We start from the raw sequence: 18,045 nt of genomic DNA on the forward strand, positions 1-18,045 counted from the left end.
TGTCTGCCGGTTTCGCGCTGCGTACCCGATATTTGCCCCATGAAGTTACAGAATGACCTAGTACTGCGGGCGGCACGCGGCGAGACCGTCGAACGTACCCCCGTGTGGCTGATGCGGCAGGCGGGCCGAATTCTGGCCGAATACCGGGCCGTACGCGAAAAAGCAGGCAGTTTTATCAAGCTGGCGACTACCCCCGAACTGGCGGCCGAAGTGACGGTGCAGCCCGTTGATCTGCTCGGCGTGGATGCCGCTATTATTTTTTCGGATATTCTGGTCGTGCCCGAGGCGATGGGCCTGCCTTATGAGATGATCGAGCAGCGGGGGCCGGTTTTTCCGCGCACCGTCCGGACAATGGCCGACCTCGATAGCCTGCACATCGCCGACCCGGAGGAGCACCTTGGGTACGTGCTGGAAGCCCTGCGGATTACAAAACAATTGCTGGCGGGCCGCGTGCCGCTGCTGGGGTTTGCTGGTGCGCCGTTTACCATTTTCTGCTACATGACCGAGGGCCGGGGATCGAAAACCTTCTCGGTCGCCAAAAAGCTGCTTTATACCGACCCGACCTTTGCGCACGCGCTGCTCCAACGCATCACCGACAGCACAATCGCGTACCTGAAAGCGCAGGTAGGAGCGGGGGCCGATCTCGTTCAACTATTCGATTCGTGGGCGGGCATTCTGTCGCCCGAGCAGTACAACACCTTTTCGCTGCCCTACATCCGGCAGATTTGCGACGCACTGAAAGCTGATCCGGCTGTGGGGCACACGCCCATCACGGTGTTTGCCAAAGGGGCCTTTTTTGCCCGGCAGGCGATCGGGCAGCTCAACTGCGACGTGGTAGGACTCGACTGGAACATGGACGCCGCCGAATCGCGCCTCTTGGTGCCTAAAAAGACCCTGCAAGGCAACCTCGATCCCTGCGTGCTCTATGCCGAACCGGCGCAGATTCGGGCCGAAGTGGCGCAGATGCTGGCGGCGTTTGGCCCCCAACGCCATATTGCCAACCTGGGGCACGGCGTTTACCCCGATACCAACCCCCACCACGTACGGGTGTTTATCGACGCCGTAAAAAACGCCTGATGGCGGCCAGTATCCGGGCTTTCTGCGCCTCGGTAGCCCCGTCCCACATGTCGTTGTGCAGAATGGCCTGCGGCTCGATCATGATGCCGTAGGTACGTTGCTCATCGGTTGTAGGTAACACCCCCTCGTCGGCTGGCTGATCGCTGGAACGGATGGAGAGGATGCGGGGCTGCCGGGCGCGAAGCAACGGCATACGGCGGTTGTCGAACGTGATGACTGCGGCTACCTCGGCTGGGTACGTATGGGCGTAGAGCATCGACTGATCGCCCCCGTTGGAATGTCCCACCAACAAGAGACGACTCCTGTCGAGCAGGGGCAGGCGGCGATTCAAACTCGCCAAGACAAACCGGATGTTCTGTACCCCACGCTCCCAGTTGGGGCGGCGCACCACACGCGGATTGCCGGTGGTGGGTATGGGGTCGTCGCCGGGCAATTCGTGTTGCACACCCGCCACCACGTACCCCTGCGCCACGAGGTCGTGGGCAATGAAGCTGTAGTCTGTCGAGTGGCCGCCATACCCATGACTGATTACGGCGATTTTAGGTCGTTTGGGGAGCTTGGCCGGCTGGTAAAGCACCACCGGGACTGCCCGGTGCCGGGTCGTGTCGAATAAGGCCAGCGTGTCGACAGCCATCGACTGACCCAGCGCCACTTGGCTGATGGAGAGGTAGCCAAGCAGGAAATAGACGACTGCCGGTTTGGGCTGAATGGCCATAGTAAAAACGTCAAAAGAAACGCGCTGTCAACTTATTCATTTCTCGACACAGCCCAAAGGCAGTAACCGATTGTGGCACAAATGCTGAACGACCAGGAGGCGCCGCAAGACCCTGTTCCGATTGCGAGGCACACCAGTTGAACGCTAGTTTGATGGCACCACTGTACGCATAATATCATCGACGGAATGGAACAGATAAATAGCTGGTTGCGCGGCCAGTACATCGGTACGGGTATACCCCCAGGCAACAGCGCCAAAGGCCAGACCGGCTTCTTTAGCCGCATCCAGGTCGCGCAGTTCATCGCCCACGCAAAGGACTTGATCGGGCGTAACCCCGCTGCTGCCTATGACTTGTCTGAATTTGCGCTGTTTCCCAAACAGCGATGAGCCACAGCTGTAGTGGGTGATCAACGTGGCGGCTTGGGGGCCCAGTATCCGACGAATATTCGCTTCGGAATTAGAGCTGACGATGGCCAGTTGAACCCCCTGACTGGCTAACTGCGCTAATAACTCAGGCACGCGGTCGAAGAGCTGAATTTGCTCAATATCATTGGCCATCAGGTGAATAAACGCCCGGGCAACGAGTGGGATCTTCCAACTGGGCAGTTGAGCCTTTTTCATCAGCTCGCGCGCGTTCATGGTCCGCATCCGATCGACATGTTCAGGCTGGATAGGGCGAAAGTTATAAGCCGCCGCCAGCGTATTTATCGAGCGCAGAAAGAAGGGGAAGGAATCGGCCAGGGTACCGTCAAAATCGAAAATAACCAGCTTGTAGTTCATCGTAGGGTGGGAATGAGGTCATACAAAGTAAGTTAAGCCGATAAGTTTGATCAACGACTAGCACCCTGAATCGTACGATTTGGAAGTTGAACTTGCAAAAGGAACAGACGACCAAACCAGACGTTTCGCCTTGCGGTGGTCGTTGCGGTTAATGCGTATTTTGCGCAGAAGCGGCGGTTGATCTCAACGGTTACGAGGCTTGCTAATGATTTGGTGGCCTCGATTAGCCGCTATTCAGGCGCCTGTCAGCTACTTTGCATGCATAGAAATGACTGAATGATCGCCTATCGCCTTGCCCGACCCACCGATGCCGCCCGGATTGCCGATCTGCACACCCGAAGCTGGCAAACCGCCTACCGGGGTATCCTGCCCGACACGTACCTGGACCACGAAGCCCCGGCCGAGCGGCTGGGTACGTGGCGCGAGCGCTTTACCAACCCGGCTCCTAATCAGCGGGTACTGTTAGCCGAAGAGGCCGGTACGTTGGTGGGGTTCATCGCGCTCTTTCTCGACGAACACCCCGAGCTGGGTACGTTGGTCGACAACCTCCACGCCGACCCCGCCCGCAAAGGGCAGGGCATCGGTTCGGGGTTGCTCCGCGAAGCCGCCCGGTCTATCCTGCCCGAAGCAACCTCGCCCGGCTTTTACCTGACTGTCTTTGAGCAGAACCGGCCCGCCATTCAGTTCTACGAGCGGATGGGTGGCGTCTGTGTTGCTCACACTACGCACGGCGTACCCGGAGGGGCACTGGCTGCCGCCCGTCACTATGCCTGGCCAAATGGCAGTATTTTATCGGCCTCGATTCGTTGATGGTTACCGCTTATCGCCCAGGTGGAAATCGCCACCGCCTTTGATGGTTGCTCCTTGCCCAACGATGTTTTTGCGGTCGTAGGTTGTCGTGTCGGCATTGCCTTCATCGCCGATATGGATGTTGCCGGTGATGTCGAGCGACTGACCCTCGAAGATGTTCTTGGCGGTGGGGTTGTGTTGCGCGTAGGTAGCCAACTGCGCTTTGAGTTCCTCGACAAACTGCGGGTTGTTGAGTAGGTCTTTTAGCTTGGCCTCAACGACGGCCTCTTTGACCGCCGCCGGTTGCGCCGACTCGACGATGGTTTTGGTGACGGGGTCTTCATCGCGGATGAACCACGAACGTACCCACTTCATCCCCTCGGTGACGAAATCCTTGGGAAACTTCTTGACCTCTTCGTTTTCCAGCAGCAGGTCGGTTACATACTTGGTGGCAACGGGAATAAGTGTTTCGAGTAGTGTCATAGTTTGTATTATCTGTTGAGGTTTAAACCTTGAATTATTCGGACAAGATGATCTCTTTTATTTAAAGTTTCTAAAATCGTTCTTTGATCAAATAGTTTCTGTCTTGCAAGGTTTTCCAGTATGAATAAGCTTGATTGGCAATAGGATAAAGCAATTTCAAATTGATTTAAAGCTAAGTGTAGGTCACTTAATAAGTTGAAAATTGAAGCTTCACTGCTTCTGTTTCTAATCGCTTGAGATATTCTTAGCGATTCTTGAAGATGGCTGTAAGATAGGTCGTATTGTTTAGTCTTTAAAAAAATGTTGCCTAGTAAGCTGTTTGCATTCATTTCAGTCTTTAAGCTAGAAACACCTTTTGCTTTATCTAAAGCATTTTTTGCTAACCGTTTCGCTTTATCGATTCTATTCATTAGCCAATAAGTTGATGCAATGTTATAGAGTGTAGTAGGAATCCCAATCCTGTCAAATTCATTTTCTTTACACTTGAGAGATTTTTGCAAGTAATCAAGGGCTTCTTTATATTTTTTATTGGTAATATGAATAAGTCCTATGTTATTGTAAATGGGGCCTAGACCAAATGTTATACCGAGGCTTTTTTTTATGTCTAATGACCTTTGAAAATAATCTAAAGCCTGGTTATGTTTTCCTACTTCATTATAAACACCACCTATGGTATTATAAATTTCAGCTTGGGCATTTTTGTCTTTCTCTCGTAATGCAATGTTTTGAGAATCCTCAAGTAGTTGCAAAGCTTCGTCGTATAGATTCAATGACACGTAACAAGATGCAATGGTATTTATTGCATTTATTTTGTAGCTGTAGTGTACTGGCTTCTGTTTGACAGTGTTGCAAAGATGCAGGGCTTGTTGGTTGTAACTCAGCCTTCGAAGTAGATCTGCTTTAGCCATTGCTAAATCAGCAAAATCATTCCATGCCTCTGCTTGTAAAAAGTATAGCAATGACAAATCTTGGTTCAAAAAATCAGTTAGTTCATTGTAAAAGTTAGCGGCTTTATATGAAAGGTCTTTGACTGCTACTTGTGAAATACAGTTTTGCTGCCACAGCCATGCCCTCGTCAGAGGGTGTATCTCGAAGGTGTCATCGTCGTAGCCGAAGCAGAGGGCTTTTCGCTTCAGTATGCGTAAAATAGGTGTGAGAACTACTTCAGGCTGTTCTGAGACATGGGCGAAGACGGCAACGTGGGTGCGGCCCAATAGCACCGAGGATTGGGCAAAGACCGTCTGCTCGGTATCTGTTAGGCTTTGGTAGAGCGTACCTAACAGCAGGTTTTCCATCAATTGGCTTTCCACCTTTGCCACCTTGTTCATGTTGAAGGCTACGCCGTTGGCCAGAATACCCACCAAAAAGGTAAAAGCTCGGGGCAGACCATCGAATCGCTCGTAAAGCAATGCCTGCTCAGCGGGAGTTAGTGACCGCAGGACGTCCGACGATTGTACATAGCGGTACTGCTCCGCGTAGGTCATCTTACCCAGCGGCAGGTGGGTCAGGCAGTCGGCTAAGTCGTTTATTGCGTAGCGGGTCGTAAACAGGATGTGGCAATGCTTGGGTACGTTGCTAATCAGTTGGCGCAGAAAGTCGCGCAGCCCCTCCGCATCGAATCGGCCATCTGCGTCGTGTGTATCTTCGGTATTGTCGAAGAGCAGAATCATCGGGCATACCGTTAAGCAATTATCAATTACGGCCTGTAGCTTTTTCTGCGTGGGTACGTCAGGGCTGTCCAGAAGTGCTGCTAGGTCATCGGCTACCAGTGCGTCGGGTTGAGTACGTGCCTTCCAGGTTGCTACCAGCCGGGTCAGGATACTCAGCTCCTCAATGGCGTGTCCTCCTTTCCGAAACAGCAGCACGGGTGGGTTGCCGTGGTAGGTGCGGTAGTGGTTGGTGAAGGCTTCGGCTGTGGTGGTTTTGCCCAAGCCGCCCATGCCGTGCAGACACAGCGCCTGCCCCTGCCGAAACCCTTTCCGCAACTGAATCAGGATGCGTTTGCGGCCAATAAAATCTTCACCAATCAGCCGGGTATGCTGGCTGCGGGTAAAGGTCAGCGGCGGGTAAAACAGACCATGCGTGCCAGTGTCGTAGGTACGTTGCCGGTCGATGAGTGGGCCAATCCCCTGATTCTGGAACAAAACGGGCGTAAACCACTCCGCCGCAATTGCCGCATCCGGGTTGTGTTGGCGTCGTGTCTCGGTTTGCTGCCAAAGGTGCTGCCTGGTGTCGTGCAGTGCTTTGGTGAGGGAGTCGCCCGCTGCCAGTCTGCCGTAAAACTGCCGCGTTAGCAGCCGGGCCGCTTCGTCGGTTACTGAGAAGCGCATGGCCAGCACGGCACGTAAACCCACATCGGCCAATTGCCGGGCTACGTTGCCAAGTGCGTTACCCGCCGCCGACTCGCATGCACTCACTACAACCAGTTTCACCGAGCCAAAGGGGCGCAGCGCCTTGCCCAGTTCGCGGCCTGTCACTAGTTGTTGGTCGCCATCTTCGTTTTCCATCAGCAACACGCCCTGCTGTTGGTCAGTCAGGTACGCGCCGTGGCCACTGATGTGCACAATGTCGTGGCTGCGTTTCTGGAGCGCTTCGGTCAGTTCAGTTAAGTTTGCGCAGTCGAGAATTTCGACCACGAGCGGCGGTTGTAGACGGTTGGTTGGGTGCTGCGACACCGCGATTAGCTCTTTTAGTTCGGTTTCCAGCAGCAGTTGCTTGTCCGCCTCGGGCATGTTTTCGGGTAGCGCCGACACAAACAGTACCTTTAGCGGAGCCGCCCGGTCGGTTGTACCTTGCGCGTTAAAGGCATCGAGCGTGGTTAGGTGGCTTCTGATCAGCCCGAACCCGTCGGGTGGCAGGGCATCGATACCACTTAGGCGGGGTAGCAGCATTTCCCAGGGCAGTTGCAACAACGCATCATCGTCTGTCGAGATCACGAGTAGCAGTTCAGTGAGTTTACGCTGTTGCAACAAGGTGATAAATTGCCCCGTCAGCGTACCGATTTCGCCGGTAAAAAACGTCTCGTATAGTAGGTCGGCTAGCGTGGCTTCGGCCTGTTCGGGTGCCATCGACAGAGCAGTGCCGAAGCGGGTCGTGCCGCCAATCTGCCGCCGCATTGCCTGAAATGCCTCCGCCTGCTGAAACAGCGATGCGGGAATGTCGACCGTAACGGGCTGTTCGAGATGATCTATCGTACCGGTCTGTGCATTTTTGGCTGATAGCATGGCCCGGTAGCCTCCGTCCTCGGCGGGGTCGAGGCGCAGGAAAAGAACACTGTGGCTATCATGAAACCGATCCTGAATGGTGTAGGTAATGTTGTCGCCGATATGGACATTGCCGGTCGCAATGATCGTCCCATTGACAACATTCTTTTGCTGTATCATACAGCATCAAGTTACAAAAAATACAAATAAGGTCCGTTGGTAGCCGCAACAGAAAGCTAACATCCTCTTTCCCCGCCTTTTCCGTTTATTTGCACCGACGAAATGGGCGATAGCCATCGATTCAGTTGTTGAGTCCTTTATAATCCAAATTTTTGTTTGCAAAGCACAATGAGTACCATTCAAAGCATCCATGCCCGCCAGATCCTCGACTCGCGCGGCAACCCGACAGTGGAAGTAGATGTTCGCACCGAAACCGGTGCACTGGGCCGCGCTGCCGTTCCATCGGGCGCCTCGACCGGCACACACGAAGCCGTTGAACTCCGCGACGACGACGCCAAGGTGTATGTTGGCAAAGGCGTACTGAAAGCCGTTGAAAACGTCAACGAGCTGATCTACCCCGAGTTGGTGGGCATTTCGGTCTTTGAACAGGGCATGATCGACAAAATCATGCTGGAACTCGACGGCACGCCCAACAAAGGCAAGCTGGGTGCCAACGCCATTCTGGGCGTATCGCTGGCTGCTGCTAAAGCCGCTGCAATCGACGCCGGCCTGCCGCTCTACCGCTACATCGGTGGTGTCAACGCCAACACGCTGCCCGTACCGATGATGAACATCCTGAACGGGGGTTCACACGCCGATAACTCAATCGACTTCCAGGAGTTCATGGTGATGCCCGCCAATGCGCCCAGCTTCGCCGAAGCGCTGCGGATGGGTACCGAGATCTTCCACACGCTGAAGAAAGTGCTGAAAGGCAAAGGCATGAGCACCAACGTGGGTGATGAAGGCGGCTTTGCTCCCAACATCAAATCCAACGAAGAGGCCATCCAGATCGTGATCGAAGCGATCGAGAAAGCAGGCTACCGCCCCGGCGAAGACGTCTGGATCGCGATGGACGCCGCTGCGTCGGAGTTCTACAACGCCGAAACGGGTGAGTACCACTTCAAAAAATCGACCGGCGACAAACTGACGTCGGATCAGATGGCTGATTACTGGGCCGATTGGGTGAACAAATACCCCATCCTGTCGATCGAAGACGGCATGGCCGAAGACGACTGGAGCGGCTGGAAACGCCAAACCGAACTGGTTGGCAAGAAGATTCAACTCGTGGGCGACGACCTGTTCGTTACCAACGTAACGCGCCTGCAGGAGGGTATCGAAAAGGGTATTGCCAACGCCGTACTGGTGAAGGTAAACCAGATCGGTTCGCTGACTGAGACCATCGACACGGTGAATCTGGCCAAGCGCAACAGCTACAAAAACATCATGTCGCACCGTTCGGGCGAAACCGAAGATTCGACCATCGCTGACCTCGCCGTGGCCCTCAACACCGGCCAGATCAAGACGGGTTCGGCCTCGCGTTCAGACCGGATGGCGAAGTACAACCAACTGCTCCGTATCGAAGAAGAACTCGGCGAAATGGCTTACTTCCCGGGGCTTAAATTTTAATGGACAATGAACGATGCACAATGTACAATGACTGCGTTGGCTTGGCTTCAACCTCCATCGTACATTGTGCATTGTACATCGTTCATTGTCCATTCCCTACTCCATGAACCTCCCTCGTCGCCATCGCTTTTACTGGTTCACGGGCCTCGGCTTTGTGGGCTGGATGCTGTTTTTCGACGCCAACGACCTGCGCTCGCAACTGCGTAACTGGTGGAAGCTGCGCGAGTTGGAAGGCGAAAAGACGTTTTACCAGGAACAGATCGAGGCCGTCAAAGCCGAGCGCCGCGAAGTGCTGGGCAGTCAGCGCCTGCGCGTCAAGTATGCTCGCGAGAAGTACCTGATGAAGAAACGCACCGAAGACGTCTACGTCCTGGTCGACGAGGCAGGCAAACCGATTGAGAAATGAATAATGTATAATGAACAATGCACAATGGCCGTGTTGGTCTATTGAGTCGTGTCGCTCCATTGTACATTGTGCATTGCCCATTTTACATTCAGCATGATCTCCATCCTCTTTGTCTGTCTGGGAAATATCTGTCGGTCGCCGGTGGCGGAAGGCGTGTTTCGCCAACAGGTTGCCGAGGCGGGTTTGACGGGCCAGATCGAGTGCGATTCGGCAGGTACGTCGTCGTACCACATCGGGCAGCTGCCCGACATACGTACCCGGCAAAACGCCCTGACCCACGACCTGACGCTCACGCACCGCGCTCGCCGCATGATCGGCGAAGACCTCGCCCGCTTTACCTACATCATCACAATGGACGAGGCCAACTACGAAGCCGTCATGAAACTGACGCAGCGAAGTATTGGCCTGACCCACGACGATACCATCTTTTTGCTGCGGGAATTTGACCCCGCCGTTAGTGACCAACCCAACGTACCTGATCCGTATTACGAAGGCCCCGAGGTCTTCGAGGAAGTTTACCAAATCACGCATCGCTGCTGCGGCGAACTGCTAACGTACCTGCGGAAGCGACACAACCTGTAGAAAGGCAATGTACAATGGATAATGTACGATGAACAATGTACAATGGTCAGACGATCAAGCCCATCATACATTATCCATTACTGCCACTCTTTATGAACAAGAAAGTCATCCTCGTCATTATGGACGGGTGGGGCATGACCACCCAGAACGACCGGTCGGCGCTGGCGGCGGCGAAAACGCCGTTTGTAACCGACGCCTGGAACCGCTATACGCACAGTACGCTGGAGGCATCAGGCCTGAAAGTAGGGCTGCCGGTGGGGCAGATGGGCAACTCGGAAGTGGGGCACATGAACCTCGGCGCGGGCCGGATCGTCTACCAGGATCTGGTGAAAATCAACCTTGCCGTTGAAGAACGAACCCTGGCCCACGAGCCCGTTCTGGCCGACGCGCTTGCCACCGCTAAAGCGACCGGCAAAAACGTGCACCTGATCGGGCTGGTGTCGGATGGTGGCGTACACGCCCACATCGACCACCTCAAAGGGTTGCTGAGTATTGCGCATGAACAGGGCCTGACCAACGTGTTTGTCCACGCCTTCACCGATGGCCGCGACACCGACCCGAAAAGCGGTCTCGGTTTCCTGACCGACCTGAAAGCGCACATGGACGCCACGACGGGCCAACTGGCCACAGTTATCGGCCGGTTCTATGCCATGGATCGCGATAACCGCTGGGAGCGCGTGAAGGTGGCTTACGACGCCATGGTCAACGCCGTGGGCGACCGGGTACAGGGCGATGGTGTGTTTCAGGCCATTCGCGACTCCTACGACACCGGTACCACGGATGAGTTCATCACCCCACTTGTGCTCGAAAACGCCGATCAGACGCCCGTTGCCCAGATCAAAGACGGCGATATTGTGATCTGTTTCAACTTCCGCACCGACCGGGGCCGCGAAATCACGATTGCGCTCACGCAAAAAGATTTCCCCGAGCAGCAGATGCACAAGCTCGACCTCGACTACATCACGATGACCAATTACGACTCCGATTTCAAGGGTGTGAAGGTCATTTACGAAAAAGACAACCTGGAAAAAACGCTGGGTGAAGTGGTGGCAGCGGCGGGTCGAAAGCAGATACGTATTGCCGAAACCGAGAAATACCCGCACGTGACGTTCTTCTTCTCGGGTGGGCGCGAAGAGCCGTTCATCGGCGAAGCCCGCATCCTGATTCCATCGCCGAAAGAAACGACTATCATCAACGAAGAAGGGCAGCCCGTTACGATTCCGGTGAAAACGTACGATCAGAAACCGGAGATGTCGGCCCAGGGTATCCGCGACGCCATCGTGGCTGAACTGACGAAAGGCGAAGTCGATTTTGTGTGCCTCAACTTCGCCAATACCGACATGGTGGGCCACACGGGCGTGTTTGACGCGGTTGTGAAAGCCGCCGAAACCGTCGACGCAACCACGCGCGATGTCGTAACGACCGGTCTCGAACATGGCTACACGTCGATCATCATCGCCGACCACGGCAATGCCGATTACATGATTAACGACGACGGTACGCCCAACACGGCCCACACGACGAGCCTCGTGCCGTGTATTCTGGTGGATAACGAGTTCCAGCCTGCCCTCAAAAACGGCAAACTGGGTGATATCGCCCCGACCGTTCTGGCGCTGATGGGTATTCCCCAACCCGCCGAAATGACGGGCGAGAGCCTGCTGGCGTAACCGACAGTAGGGTACGTCTCAAAAGCAAAAGCGCTGCTTGTGAACAAGCAGCGCTTTTGCTTTTGAGACGCTTTAATTCACCAGTTCCTGCACTTTCTGCTGGAAGCCTTCGACCTGCCGGAAAAAGTTACTGGCTTTGCGGCGCGACACCTCGATGCGGTCGCCGTTGGCTAGTTGCACCGTGTGCTGATGGCGGTTGACACTATTCTCTTCCAGATACAGCAGGTTCACAATGTTCTTCTTGTGCGGGCGGGCAAACAGACCCGGCGACAGGCGGCTTTCCATTTTCTTCAGCGTCAGCGACACCATCAGGCGCGTACCGTCGGCAAAATGGAACAGGGTGTAATTGCCTTCGCCTTCGAGGCGCACAATCTTGTGCATGGGCATCGCTTTGCGGTAGCCCCAGAAGGGGAGAGTCAGGTCGGACAGGTTAAAGAGACGGGTAAGGTCCTCCGGAGCAAGGCCGGAGCAGGCAGACGCAAACGCGTAGGGTTTCATGGTACATGGATGTTAATTGTGGATAGATAGTAGAGTCGTGCAAGTTGACCTAAAACGCGCTGGTTGTCAATACCCAAATTAGGGGATTGTGCGAACGGTAACTAATCGTATACTTCCTGGTTGAGTGAGAAAAGCAGGAATGCGTAATCGGCTGCTTTGGCGCTATTCAGCGTAGAGAGTAATCGCAATTAAATAGGCCAATCGGCTAATAAGTAACTGGCGATAGGTGCTAATCGACTTGTTTTTCAGGGTGATGTTTTTGTAATTGGGGTTACAAACGCATCTGCTCAGTTAAAAGACGTTGGACCATGAAAGGAATGCTGTTATTACTCCTGCTGTTAGCTGGGCCTGTGCTGGCTCAGAAGTCTGTCAACGTAACGCTTGACATATTAAACACAAAGCCACCTCGTCATAATAACCAGGTGGGTACCGGCCAAACCACGGATCTGACTGGATTTAGCGGGGTACCGGCGGGGCTGACTGAGAAAGTGCTACGTACACACAACACAATCAGGGGACAGACGAGTTACGAGGCTTTCCAGCGTGGCGAAATCACGCCGGCTAGTTGGGAAGAAACAAAGCGGATGCTGGGCCGCGATACCGCCTACTTGAGCCCTAAACCACTGCGTCATCGGATCAATGCGCTGGTTGGTACCAATGTAGCGGGGCAGCGCGTAGTCGTGGTCGATGCCAATAACAACCGCGATTTCAGCGACGACAAGGTGTTGACCTATGCCATGACCCTACCGCAGATCCCTAAGACCGAAGCGGGCTTTTATAGCAATGGCATTCGTGCCGTGGTGGATACACTACCTGCGGTATCGGTAATGGTCGAGTCATTCGATGGGCGGCGAATCATCCAGCGGACGGTATCGGTGAAGCCCATTCCCTACAATAACGGATGGACGTACCCCGACCCGGATGCCGCCCGCTTTCATCTGTCGCTGCTGACGCACGAATACCGGCAGGCTACTACAAGGCTACTTGGGCAACCTGTGGAACTGGTGATTACAACGATTCCGGGTCTGCCGTATAATACAGGAGCAGCCCAGGTAGAAGTGCGTGAGGCCGATCAGCCAGTCACAAAATTGCCGATCCAGGGTAGTTACCAACCGGGCTATGCCTTCGTAGTGGGTGGGCATCTGTGGGAGATCGACCGCATCTCGGCCCGGGGCGACCGGCTAACACTGCTTGATAAAGGGCCGGTTGAACCCACACGTTGAGAATTGCCGAGCGGCAACGTACCTAGCGCCCGCCGCCCTTGCTGTCGTCGTTCTGGATTTTCTTGCTTTGCTTGCCGCCGTTGCTCATCTGCCCGAAGCGGTAAGCAAATGTCAGGCGTACGCTCCGGCTCACCCAGAACGACCGCATGTCGGTCGTAAAAGTGCTGGCGTTCTGAAAGCCCGTCTGGTACACGCCCTGGTTGAAGGGGTTGTTCAACGCGAGCGTCAGGTCAGCTTTTTTCTTCATCAGTTCCTTCTTGGCAGCCAGCGAATACCAATAGTAACCGCCATAATTTCCCTGCAACGACACCCAGCCTGAGCCAAAATTGCCGTTGACCTGAAGCGTGACGTCTTTGGGCAGTTTGTAGGAGGCGTTGGCATTCGTAGACCAGACCCAACCGGCGTTGCTTTGGCGCAGCGCCACACTCACCAGGTCCAGGTACGTTAGGTCGGCACCCACGCTAAAATTCAATTCCTTAGTGGGCTGAAGGGTCAGGTTGGTGTTCAGGCCATAGCTGGCGTTGCGACCAATATTTTCGGGACGGGTCAGCGCGACGCCATCGGCACCCACGGTCTGTAGCCACTCGATGCTGTTGTTGGTTTGCCGCCAGTAGGCCGTTGCGTTGAACGACATGCCTTTGTCATTGTAGGTGCTGTAGGCCAGTTCGGTCGCGTGCGTCAGCTCGGGGGCCAGATACGGGTTGCCAGTTTGCAGGTTTTTCGAGTCGCTGGCATTCACGAAGGGGTTCAGGTACCACACCAGCGGGCGCGAAATGCGCTGGGTGTAGCTGGCTTTGTAGGTGTGTTTACCCCACGACTTCGACACGGTCAGGCTGGGCACAACATTGCCATACTGGCTGGTAAACTGGGTTTTGGTCGTGATGAAATCGCCGTCGATGCCGGTGTATTCGTAGCGCAGACCGCCTGTGAGGTTCCATTTTTTCTTCGACTCCAGCCGCATCGACACGTACCCGGCGGCAACTCGCTGCGTGTAGGCAAAATCGTTGGTGCGGCTGGGGTCGAGCTGGAAGTCCGCAGGAACACCGGTTAGGGACTGATCGACCGAGAATTCGCTGCCGATGCGGCGCACGATGCCTTTCGCGCCCATCTCCAGTTTGTAGGTCAGGGTATCGCGGCGGCCTTTGTGCTCAAGGGGAAGCGAGTAGTCTGTCTGAACGGTGTATTCGTTATTGCGGCTCAGGTTGTTGCTCCGCTCCAGGTACGTTGGTGCCTCGCTGCCCCGGTTGCGCTGCGTGATGTCGTAGTAATAATTGTCGGGCATCCGGCTGTATTGGGTCAGGATCGAAAACTCCGCTGGTGTGGCGTTTGAGCCCGGCCTTTTGATGGTTTTCGTCCAGCCCAGGTTGAACTCACCATTGCCATATGGGTTCCGGAAGCGCACATCGCGCACAAAGTCCTGCGTAACCGCGCTGCCAACCGTCAGCCGGTTCTGTAAGGTGCTGTTCATGGGGTAATTACCACCCCACACATTAGCGGCGAAATTGATCCGGTTGAGGGTGTCGGGGTCGTAGTCGAGGCTCATTTCGCCGTAGCCACCTACGCCGCTATTGTCGCGGTCGCTGCGGGTAAACAGCACGCTCAGCGGCTGCTTGCTCTCCGGGTCGAGGGCCGTGCGGGTGGCTTCGCTCCAGCCGATGTTGCGGTACGTATACGTATTGGCCGACACCGATAGCCCCAGCTTTTCGCCTTTCACGCCCCATTTTATGCCAACCGACGAGTTGAAATTACCCGCCGTCGCGTTTACCGAGCCGTTGGACCCTTTCAGCGCCTTTTTCGTGATGATGTTAATCACCCCCGCCGATCCTTCGGCGTCGTATTTGGCGCCGGGGCTGGTGATCACTTCTATGGACTTGATCGTGTTGGCGGGCATCTGCTTCAAAGCCTCGGCAAGGTTGCGCGCCATGATGCTCGATGGTTTCCCGTTAACGAGCACCTTGATGTTGCTGCTACCCCGCATTTTCAGGTTCCCATCCAGGTCGACGGTCAGCATTGGCACTTTACGCATCACGTCGACAGCCGTGCCGCCCACGTTAGCGATGTCCTGCTCAGCATTATAGACGAGCCGGTCGCCCTTGTCTTCGACCATCGGTTTCACCGCCGTTACCGTTACTTCGGCCAGGGCGTTGGTGCTTGTGCTGATCGACACCGTGCCCAGGTTTACCGTTGGTTTGTCGGCCGAGAGCGTGACGGCGTCGATGCGTTTCGTTCGGTAGCCCACAAACGAGACAACGAGTTTGTAAGTACCAAAGCCGACTTTGTCGAGCGTGAACGTACCTGAGTCGGAGGTGGCCACGCCGGTAATCACTTGATCGGTGGGTCCCATCAGCGCAACGGTAGCGTACGGAACGGGTTTATGCGTGGTGGAATCGGTCAGGGTGCCGGTGATGCGGCCCGTCTGCCCGAAGGCAACTGTCGTGGTGAGGAAGAAGAGGAAAGCGCCGTAAAGAAGATTCATAACGAGTATATAGGTAATTGTGTGCCAGTTCTGAAAAAGCCCCTTTTTAGCTTCTGTGTCCAGGTTTTGCCAGGACACGACGTCCGTTTCTGGACAGGCTGTGTCCGGTTACGGAGCAGATGCACAAAGGTGACAGGCCGTTGCGTACACGCGTTGTTAAAAGTGGTTAAGGCTTGTTAAGGTGTGTTAAAGGGAATTAATGCACAATGGATAATGTACGATGTACAATGGGGCGCAGAGCGTTAGCAGGCCTGGGCAAGTGATACGCCGCCCGCACCCATTGTGCATCGTACATCGTGCATTGTACATCGTGCATTGTACATCGTGCATTGTACATCGTACATCGTTCATTATCCATTGTACATTCCTATGGCAACTCTGCTTGATCTCGTTGGCAACACGCCGCTGGTCGAATTGAACCGGCTCAATACAAACCCAGCTTATAAGCTTTATGGCAAACTTGAAGGCAACAACCCCGGTGGGAGCGTGAAAGACCGCGCCGCCTACAGCATGATCCGTGGCTACATCGACCGGGGTGAGTGGCAGCCCGGTATGAAACTGATCGAGGCAACCAGCGGTAACACGGGTATTGCCCTGGCGATGATTGCCCGCCTCTTCAACATCGAGATTGAACTGGCCTTGCCCGCCAATTCAACCAAAGAACGGGTGCAGACGATGGAGGCGTTTGGGGCCAAAGTCACGCTGACGGAGACTATCGAAGCGGGACGCGATTATGTTGAGGCCAAAGCCGCGACAGGCGAGTACCTGCTGGTGAATCAGTTTGCCAACCCCGACAATTACCTGGCGCATTACCGCACGACCGGCCCTGAAATCTGGCGCGACACGGCGGGGCAAATCACGCATTTCGTATCGTCGATGGGCACAACGGGCACGATCATGGGTACGTCGCGCTACCTGAAAGAGCAGAACCCCGACGTGCAGATTGTGGGTTGCCAGCCCACCGATGGCTCGTCGATCCCCGGTATTCGCAAATGGCCGGTGGAGTATTTACCCAAGATTTTTGATCCCAGCCGCGTCGATCAGATTATCGAAGTATCGCAGGACAACGCCACGCAGATGACCCGCCAACTGGCGCGGGTGGAAGGCGTTTTTGCCGGTATGAGCAGTGGGGGCGGTGTTCACGCGGCCCTGCGCCTCATCGAGCAATTGCAGGAGCAAGGCATCGAACAAGCCACCATCGTCTGCATCCTCTGTGATCGCGGCGACCGCTACCTGTCGTCGGGGCTGTTTGCGTAACCGTAGAGACGCAATCCCTTGCGTCTCCTCACGCGTCAGCCATTTTTGCGTAATAAATCCCTTTCGTCTCGGTGTTGATTATTGCTGACGCGTGAGGAGACGCAAGGGATTGCGTCTCTACGGGTTGTACCTTTGTGCCCATGTACAAACGCTTGTTGTTGCCGCTCCTGTTTCGGTTTGATGCCGAGAAGGTCCACTATTTCGCGACGTCGACGCTTCAGATTGCGCATAAGATTCCTGGCATGGCGGCGTTGCTCCGCTGGCTGTTTACTTATCAACACCCCAGCCTCGAACGCACAGTATTCGGCCTGACCTTTCCGAACCCGGTAGGGCTGGCGGCGGGCTTCGACAAGAATGGCGAGTGGGTCGAAGAACTGAGCAATCTGGGCTTCGGATTCATCGAAATCGGGACCGTAACTCCCCGCCCGCAACCCGGCAACGACAAGCCCCGGCTGTTCCGCCTTAAGGCCGACAGCGGGCTCATCAACCGGATGGGCTTCAATAACAAAGGGGCAGGCCCGGCGGCGGGTCGGTTGCAGTTTCACCGGCAACGTACCCAGAACCCGCGCGTGTTGCTGGGTGGTAACATCGGCAAGAACAAAGACACGCCCAACGAAGACGCGCTCACCGATTACCTGCTCTGTTTCCGCGACCTGTTTGATACGGTCGATTATTTCGTGGTCAACGTGTCGTCGCCAAATACGCCGGGTTTGCGGGCGTTGCAGGAGAAAGAGCCATTGAAAGCGATTCTGGGCCGGTTACAGGGTGAAAACAGCCTGAAAAATAAGCCGAAGCCGATTCTGCTGAAAATCGCCCCTGACTTAACCGACAGTCAGCTCGACGACATCATTGAGATTGTACAGGAAACGGGTATCGCGGGCGTTATCGCTACGAACACGACGATCAGCCGCGACGGGCTACGTACCCCAGCCGAGGCTGTAGCGAAGATGGGAGCGGGTGGCGTCAGTGGCAAACCCGTTCAGGTACGTTCCACGGAGGTGATCCGCTACCTGCACACAAAGTCGGGCGGAGCGTTCCCAATCATTGGGGTGGGGGGTATCCAAACTGCCGCCGATGCCAAAGAGAAACTTGATGCCGGGGCTTCGCTCGTGCAGGTCTACACCGGCTTCATCTACGAAGGCCCCGCTCTGGCCAGCAAGATCTGTCGGGGGTTGGTGGAATGAATAATGTATAATGTATAATACACAATGTACAATGGGCTGTAGGACGTTTACTCTAGCGCCAGCCCATTGTACATCGTGC

General features: G+C 55.1%; 15 protein-coding genes. 9 read left to right on the forward strand and 6 right to left on the reverse strand.

Annotated elements, in window-relative coordinates:
* Nucleotides 1-39: 39 nt before the first annotated feature.
* Nucleotides 40-1,077, forward strand: coding sequence for a uroporphyrinogen decarboxylase (hemE, locus tag ACAW74_RS14175; protein WP_370698861.1), 1,038 nt, complete (start codon nt 40-42; stop codon nt 1,075-1,077).
* Here the strand turns inward: hemE and ACAW74_RS14180 are convergent.
* On the reverse strand, nt 1,052-1,792 hold the full coding sequence (locus ACAW74_RS14180; RefSeq protein WP_370698862.1) for a serine aminopeptidase domain-containing protein: 741 nt from the start codon (nt 1,790-1,792) through the stop codon (nt 1,052-1,054). The two genes, hemE and ACAW74_RS14180, sit on opposite strands and share 26 nt — an antisense overlap.
* A gap of 144 nt (nt 1,793-1,936) precedes the next feature.
* Nucleotides 1,937-2,572 (reverse strand): HAD hydrolase-like protein, encoded by a 636-nt coding sequence (locus tag ACAW74_RS14185; RefSeq protein WP_370698863.1) that lies wholly within the window; start codon nt 2,570-2,572, stop codon nt 1,937-1,939.
* Between the two features lie 276 nt (nt 2,573-2,848).
* Between ACAW74_RS14185 and ACAW74_RS14190 the strand changes: the two genes are divergently transcribed.
* Entirely contained in the window at nt 2,849-3,382 is a 534-nt protein-coding gene (locus ACAW74_RS14190; protein ID WP_370698864.1) for a GNAT family N-acetyltransferase, read from the forward strand.
* 3 nt (nt 3,383-3,385) lie between these two features.
* On the opposite strand, the gene ACAW74_RS14195 is transcribed toward ACAW74_RS14190, so the two are convergent.
* Entirely contained in the window at nt 3,386-3,844 is a 459-nt protein-coding gene (locus tag ACAW74_RS14195; protein ID WP_370698865.1) for a hypothetical protein, read from the reverse strand.
* A gap of 8 nt (nt 3,845-3,852) precedes the next feature.
* Nucleotides 3,853-7,227 (reverse strand): tetratricopeptide repeat protein, encoded by a 3,375-nt coding sequence (locus ACAW74_RS14200; protein WP_370698866.1) that lies wholly within the window; start codon nt 7,225-7,227, stop codon nt 3,853-3,855.
* A gap of 168 nt (nt 7,228-7,395) precedes the next feature.
* On the opposite strand from ACAW74_RS14200, the gene eno reads away from it, so the two are divergent.
* The 4 genes from eno (at nt 7,396) to gpmI (ending at nt 11,328) form a co-directional block, all read left to right on the forward strand.
* A complete protein-coding gene (gene eno, locus ACAW74_RS14205) occupies nt 7,396-8,673 on the forward strand; it encodes a phosphopyruvate hydratase (protein ID WP_370698867.1) in 1,278 nt (425 codons plus the stop codon).
* 103 nt (nt 8,674-8,776) lie between these two features.
* Nucleotides 8,777-9,079 (forward strand): septum formation initiator family protein, encoded by a 303-nt coding sequence (locus ACAW74_RS14210; protein ID WP_370698868.1) that lies wholly within the window; start codon nt 8,777-8,779, stop codon nt 9,077-9,079.
* Between the two features lie 93 nt (nt 9,080-9,172).
* Complete coding sequence (locus ACAW74_RS14215) at nt 9,173-9,661, forward strand: low molecular weight protein-tyrosine-phosphatase (protein WP_370698869.1); 489 nt, start codon at nt 9,173-9,175, stop codon at nt 9,659-9,661.
* 92 nt (nt 9,662-9,753) lie between these two features.
* Nucleotides 9,754-11,328, forward strand: coding sequence for a 2,3-bisphosphoglycerate-independent phosphoglycerate mutase (gpmI, locus tag ACAW74_RS14220; protein WP_370698870.1), 1,575 nt, complete (start codon nt 9,754-9,756; stop codon nt 11,326-11,328).
* A gap of 72 nt (nt 11,329-11,400) precedes the next feature.
* Here gpmI and ACAW74_RS14225 read toward each other — a convergent pair whose 3' ends face one another.
* The gene (locus ACAW74_RS14225) at nt 11,401-11,826 is read right to left on the reverse strand and encodes a LytR/AlgR family response regulator transcription factor (RefSeq protein ID WP_370698871.1); all 426 of its coding nucleotides are present in this window, start codon (nt 11,824-11,826) and stop codon (nt 11,401-11,403) included.
* A gap of 317 nt (nt 11,827-12,143) precedes the next feature.
* Here ACAW74_RS14225 and ACAW74_RS14230 point away from each other — a divergent pair, with 317 nt between their 5' ends.
* Nucleotides 12,144-13,049 carry a hypothetical protein gene (locus ACAW74_RS14230; protein WP_370698872.1) on the forward strand — a complete coding sequence of 302 codons (906 nt, stop codon included), beginning with the start codon at nt 12,144-12,146 and terminating at the stop codon, nt 13,047-13,049.
* A gap of 22 nt (nt 13,050-13,071) precedes the next feature.
* On the opposite strand, the gene ACAW74_RS14235 is transcribed toward ACAW74_RS14230, so the two are convergent.
* Nucleotides 13,072-15,525: a TonB-dependent receptor gene (locus ACAW74_RS14235; protein WP_370698873.1), complete on the reverse strand. Its 2,454-nt coding sequence runs from the start codon at nt 15,523-15,525 to the stop codon at nt 13,072-13,074.
* Nucleotides 15,526-15,894: 369 nt separating this feature from the next.
* Here ACAW74_RS14235 and cysM point away from each other — a divergent pair, with 369 nt between their 5' ends.
* Nucleotides 15,895-16,782 (forward strand): cysteine synthase CysM, encoded by an 888-nt coding sequence (cysM, locus tag ACAW74_RS14240; protein ID WP_370698874.1) that lies wholly within the window; start codon nt 15,895-15,897, stop codon nt 16,780-16,782.
* A gap of 140 nt (nt 16,783-16,922) precedes the next feature.
* Complete coding sequence (locus ACAW74_RS14245) at nt 16,923-17,966, forward strand: quinone-dependent dihydroorotate dehydrogenase (RefSeq protein WP_370698875.1); 1,044 nt, start codon at nt 16,923-16,925, stop codon at nt 17,964-17,966.
* Nucleotides 17,967-18,045 lie beyond the last annotated feature (79 nt).

It is taken from the genome of Fibrella musci (genome assembly GCF_041321105.1).
GTDB classification, from domain to species: domain Bacteria; phylum Bacteroidota; class Bacteroidia; order Cytophagales; family Spirosomataceae; genus Fibrella; species Fibrella musci.